The following is a 5,850-nucleotide window of genomic DNA, read 5'->3' on the forward strand; positions in this document are numbered from 1 at the left end:
GCCTGGTTTCACTAACTCATTGCTGCCATCTGTTAAGGCGATGTTCCAGCCTGAGTTGTTAATCGCATCGGCAACGTTTTTCACTGTCGCAACGGAACCATTTGTACTGTTGCTGGTGACTTTACCTGCTTCATTGCCAAGCTCACCGGCTTTTACGCTGAAGCTGACATTCACGCCATCCACATTAGCTTTCACCGATTCGCTGTCGTTGAAGCTGACGGTTTGGCTGCCTACGGTTGTTGCGTTTGCATTGTCATTGTTACCGGTCAGTTTCCATTGAACGCCTGCAATCGTGCTGTTCAATTGGCTGACATTCACTGCGTCTGTTGCATTCGTTCCTGCTGCGACATTGGTGATTTTGTTGCCGCCATTATCTAAACCTTTATCGGTTAGGGTTACGGTACTATTTTCACCTTTCACTGTGATGCCATTGTTCATGATTGAAGTATGAACGGTGTCATTGCCCACGGTGACGCTTGTGTTCGCTTTTAAGGTATCTACCTTGATGTCTTTCGCTAAATTGAAGGTGACGTTATTCGCGTCTTTGCTAATCACGATATTGCCGTCGCTATTACGCAAATCAACATTTGCCCCCGGTGCCACATTGCCTGCGTCTTCTCCCTCATTTACCGATAAGTTCCAGCCGGCTTCTGCGATTTGTTTCACTGCATAGAGCTGGCTGCCGTTGATGGCGTCTTTGCTCTCTGCGCTGATTGTGCCATTGCTAACATTCGTCACTTTCTTATCACCGGCATCTACACCATTTTCGGTAATACTTGGACCATCTTTAATGGTTAAACCACTATTATCAATCGTTGTATTACCAATAGTGACTGAGCCGTTTGATGTTAGGTTCAGGTTATTGCTCAAGCCAAAGGTGATATTGCCATCCTCTTGGGTGATAACAAGATTGTTATTTGCCGTTCTCAAGTCTACGCTTGCGTTCGGTTTCACATTAAAGGACTTGTCACCGTGATTTGTCGTCATAAACCAGCCCGCATTTGCTGTGGCATTGACTTTCTCTAGCTGATCAACATTCACTGCATCCGTGCCATTTACACCCGGTGCAACATTGCTGATTGTCGCGTTGTTGATATTCACGGTGTTGTTGCCATTGCTATCACTTAGCGTAATCGTGGTGTTGCCATTGCTGCTGGTGATATTGTTGATGTCTCGCAGATCGCTTGCCATCTTGATCACTAACTGACCGTTTTCATTATCAACACGTAAGTTTTTATCTGTCACATTCGCATTCACGTCTGTACGACCGATAATCTCTAACGTTTCACCCAGTTTCTTCGCAATCACTTCACCTTTGTCGCCTTTGAATTTCAAGCCGTCATCTAAGGTAGCAATTTCATGCGTTGTGCCGTTGGCATCGGTATAAACCACACGTGTTAGCGTTTCGCCGTCTTTGCCGTTGATACCTGGGGTGCCTTCAATCACTGTTACTGAAGCGTTCGCACCTGGTTTGCCATCGACTCCATCACGACCGTTAATGCCAATCGTGCCGTTGCCATAGATGGTTACACCATCTGCGCCATCTTTACCGGCTACACCTAGCTGACCGTCTTTACCGTCTGCGCCATCTTTGCCTTTTCCACCAATGGTTAAGGTGCTGTTTAGGTCAAAGGTGATGTTGCCGTTGTCTTGGCTAATCACAATGTTGCCATCTGCATTACGTAAATCCACTGTTGCATTTGGTTTCACATTGTAAGTCGCGTTACCTTCGTTTGTGGTAATCGTCCAGCCCGCATTTGCGGTGGCATTAACTTTCTCTAGTTGATCAACATTCACTGCATCTGTGCCGTTTACACCCGGTGCAACATTGCTGATTGTCGCGTTGTTGATATTCACGGTGTTGTTGCCATTGCTATCACTTAGCGTAATCGTGGTGTTGCCATTGCTGCTGGTGATATTGTTGATGTCTCGCAGATCGCTTGCCATCTTGATCACTAACTGACCGTTTTCATTATCAACACGTAAGTTTTTATCTGTCACATTCGCATTCACGTCTGTACGACCGATAATCTCTAACGTTTCACCCAGTTTCTTCGCAATCACTTCACCTGTGTCGCCTTTGAATTTCAAGCCGTCATCTAAGGTAGCAATTTCATGCGTTGTGCCGTTGGCATCGGTATAAACCACACGGGTTAGCGTTTCGCCGTCTTTACCGTTGATACCTGGGGTGCCTTCAATCACTGTTACTGAAGCGTTCGCACCTGGTTTGCCATCGACTCCATCACGACCGTTAATGCCAATCGTGCCGTTGCCATAGATAGTTACGCCATCTGCGCCATCTTTACCGGCTACGCCCATTTGACCATCTTGACCATCTTTTCCACCAATGGTTAAGGTGCTGTTTAAGTCAAAGGTGATGTTACCGTTGTCTTGGCTAATCACAATGTTGCCATCTGCATTACGTAAATCCACTGTTGCATTTGGTTTCACATTGTAAGTCGCGTTACCTTCGTTTGTGGTAATCGTCCAGCCTGCATTTGCTGTGGCATTGACTTTCTCTAGCTGATCAACATTCACTGCATCTGTGCCGTTTACACCCGGTGCAACATTGCTGATTGTCGCGTTGTTGATATTCACGGTGTTGTTGTTATTGGCATCACCTAAGGTGATGGTTGTGCCGTTATTGTTGCTAATTGAGTTAATTTCTTGTAACTCTTTCGCCATTTTCAGCACTAACTTACCGTTTTCATTATCCACACGTAAGTTTTTATCTGTCACATTCGCAGTTTCTGCTGTACGACCGATAATCTCTAACGTTTCACCCAGTTTCTTCGCAATCACTTCACCTTTGTCGCCTTTGAATTTCAAGCCGTCATCTAAGGTAGCAATTTCATGCGTTGTGCCGTTGGCATCGGTATAAACCACACGGGTTAGCGTTTCGCCGTCTTTACCGTTGATACCTGGGGTGCCTTCAATCACTGTGACTGAAGCGTTCGCACCTGGTTTGCCATCGACTCCATCACGACCGTTAATGCCAATCGTGCCGTTGCCATAGATGGTTACGCCATCTGCGCCATCTTTACCGGCTACGCCCATTTGACCATCTTGACCATCTTTTCCACCAATGGTTAAGGTGCTGTTTAAGTCAAAGGTAACGTTATTCGCATCTTTCGTAATCACGATGTTGCCATCGCTGTTACGTAAATCCACTGTCGCATTCGGGCTAATATTGGTGCCGTTTTCGCCTGTATTCACCGTGAGATTCCAGCCTGCATTTGCCGTGCTGTTCACTTTTTCTAGCTGATCTACATTCACCGCATCTGTGCCGTTTACACCCGGTGCAACATTGCTGATTGTCGCATTGTTGATATTCACGGTGTTGTTGCCATTGCTATCACTTAGCGTAATCGTGGTGTTGCCATTGCTGCTGGTGATATTGTTGATGTCTCGCAGATCGCTTGCCATCTTGATCACTAACTGACCACCTTCACTATCTACGCGTAAGTTCTTATCTGTCACATTCGCATTCACGTCTGTACGACCGATAATATCTAACGTTTCACCCAGTTTCTTCGCAATCACTTCACCTTTGTCGCCTTTGAATTTCAAGCCGTCATCTAAGGTAGCAATTTCATGCGTTGTGCCGTTGGCATCGGTATAAACCACACGGGTTAGCGTTTCGCCGTCTTTGCCATTGATACCTGGGGTACCTTCAACTACTGTTACGGTTGCATTAGAACCATTCATGCCCGGTTGGCCATCTTTACCCGGAATACCGTCTTTACCATTAATGCCAATCGTGCCGTTGCCATAGATGGTTACGCCATCTTTACCATCTTTACCGGCTACGCCCATTTGACCATCTTGACCATCTTTTCCACCAATGGTTAAGGTGCTGTTTAAGTCAAAGGTGATGTTGCCGTTGTCTTGGCTAATCACAATGTTGCCATCTGCATTACGTAAATCTACCGTGGCATTTGGTTTCACATTGTAAGTCGCGTTACCTTCGTTTGTGGTAATCGTCCAGCCTGCATTTGCTGTGCTGTTCACTTTCTCTAGCTGATCAACATTCACTGCATCTGTGCCGTTTACACCCGGTGCAACATTACTGATTGTCGCGTTGTTGATATTCACGGTGTTGTTGTTATTGGCATCACCTAAGGTGATGGTTGTGCCGTTATTGTTGCTAATTGAGTTAATTTCTTGTAACTCTTTCGCCATTTTCAGCACTAACTTACCTTCTTCATTATCAACACGTAAGTTTTTATCTGTCACATTCGCATTCACGTCTGTACGACCGATAATCTCTAACGTTTCGCCCAGTTTCTTCGCAATCACTTCTCCTTTATCGCCTTTGAATTTCAAGCCGTCGTCTAAGGTTGCAATTTCATGCGTTGTGCCGTTGGCATCGGTATAAACCACACGGGTTAGCGTTTCGCCGTCTTTGCCGTTGATACCTGGGGTGCCTTCAATCACTGTGACTGAAGCGTTCGCACCTGGTTTGCCATCGACTCCATCACGACCGTTAATGCCAATTGTGCCGTTGCCATAGATGGTTACGCCATCTGCGCCATCTTTACCGGCTACGCCTAACTGACCGTCTTTACCGTCTGTGCCATCTTTGCCTTTTCCACCAATAGTTAAGGTGCTGTTTAAGTCAAAGGTGATGTTGCCGTTGTCTTGGCTAATCACAATGTTGCCATCTGCATTACGTAAATCTACCGTGGCATTTGGTTTCACATTGTAAGTCGCGTTACCTTCGTTTGTGGTAATCGTCCAGCCCGCATTTGCTGTGGCATTGACTTTCTCTAGCTGATCAACATTCACTGCATCTGTGCCGTTTACACCCGGTGCAACATTGCTAATTGTCGCGTTGTTGATATTGACGGTGTTGTTGCCATTGCTATCACTTAGCGTAATCGTGGTGTTGCCATTGCTGCTGGTGATATTGTTGATGTCACGCAGGTCGCTTGCCATCTTGATCACTAGCTGACCGCCTTCACTATCTACGCGTAAGTTCTTATCTGTTACAGCGGCATCATCTTTAGCTTTACCGATAATCTCTAACGTTTCGCCCAGTTTCTTCGCAATCACTTCACCTTTGTCGCCTTTGAATTTCAAGCCGTCATCTAAGGTAGCAATTTCATGCGTTGTGCCGTTGGCATCGGTATAAACCACACGTGTTAGCGTTTCGCCGTCTTTGCCGTTGATACCTGGGGTGCCTTCAACTACTGTTACAGTTGCATTAGAACCATTCATGCCCGGTTGGCCATCTTTACCCGGAATACCGTCTTTACCGTTAATGCCAATCGTGCCGTTACCGTAAATGGTTACGCCATCTTTACCATCTTTACCGGCTACACCTAGCTGACCGTCTTTACCGTCTGCGCCATCTTTGCCTTTTCCACCAATGGTTAAGGTATTGTTTAAGTCAAAGGTAACGTTATTTGCGTCTTTCGTAATCACAATGTTGCCATCGCTGTTACGTAAATCCACTGTCGCATTCGGGCTAATATTGGTGCCGTTTTCGCCTGTATTCACCGTGAGATTCCAGCCAGCATTTGCCGTGCTGTTCACTTTTTCTAGCTGATCTACATTCACCGCATCTGTGCCGTTTACACCCGGTGCAACATTGCTGATTGTCGCATTGTTGATATTCACGGTGTTGTTGCCGTTAGCATCGCCTAACTTAATAGAAGTATTACCATTAGTGATACTTGTGATATTCGTTAAATCACCTTCGACATGGTAAGTCACATCCGTTGCATTTGTGGTTTCATTTAATTTCACCACGGCAACGGTATTATTACCATTTACAAAATTAACAACATCACCAGCCTTGATTTTGCTGACATTGCTTCCATTGCCTGCGACCGTCCAAGACACATT

The 5,850-nt window shown here is 45.8% G+C and carries 1 pseudogene; it reads right to left on the reverse strand.

The annotated features are described in order from the left end of the window. Window positions 1-5,850 (reverse strand): annotated as a pseudogene (locus EDC51_RS10735) (YadA-like family protein); the annotation flags it as partial.

Origin of the sequence: Bibersteinia trehalosi (genome assembly GCF_004346205.1) — a bacterium.
Lineage (GTDB): Bacteria > Pseudomonadota > Gammaproteobacteria > Enterobacterales > Pasteurellaceae > Bibersteinia > Bibersteinia trehalosi.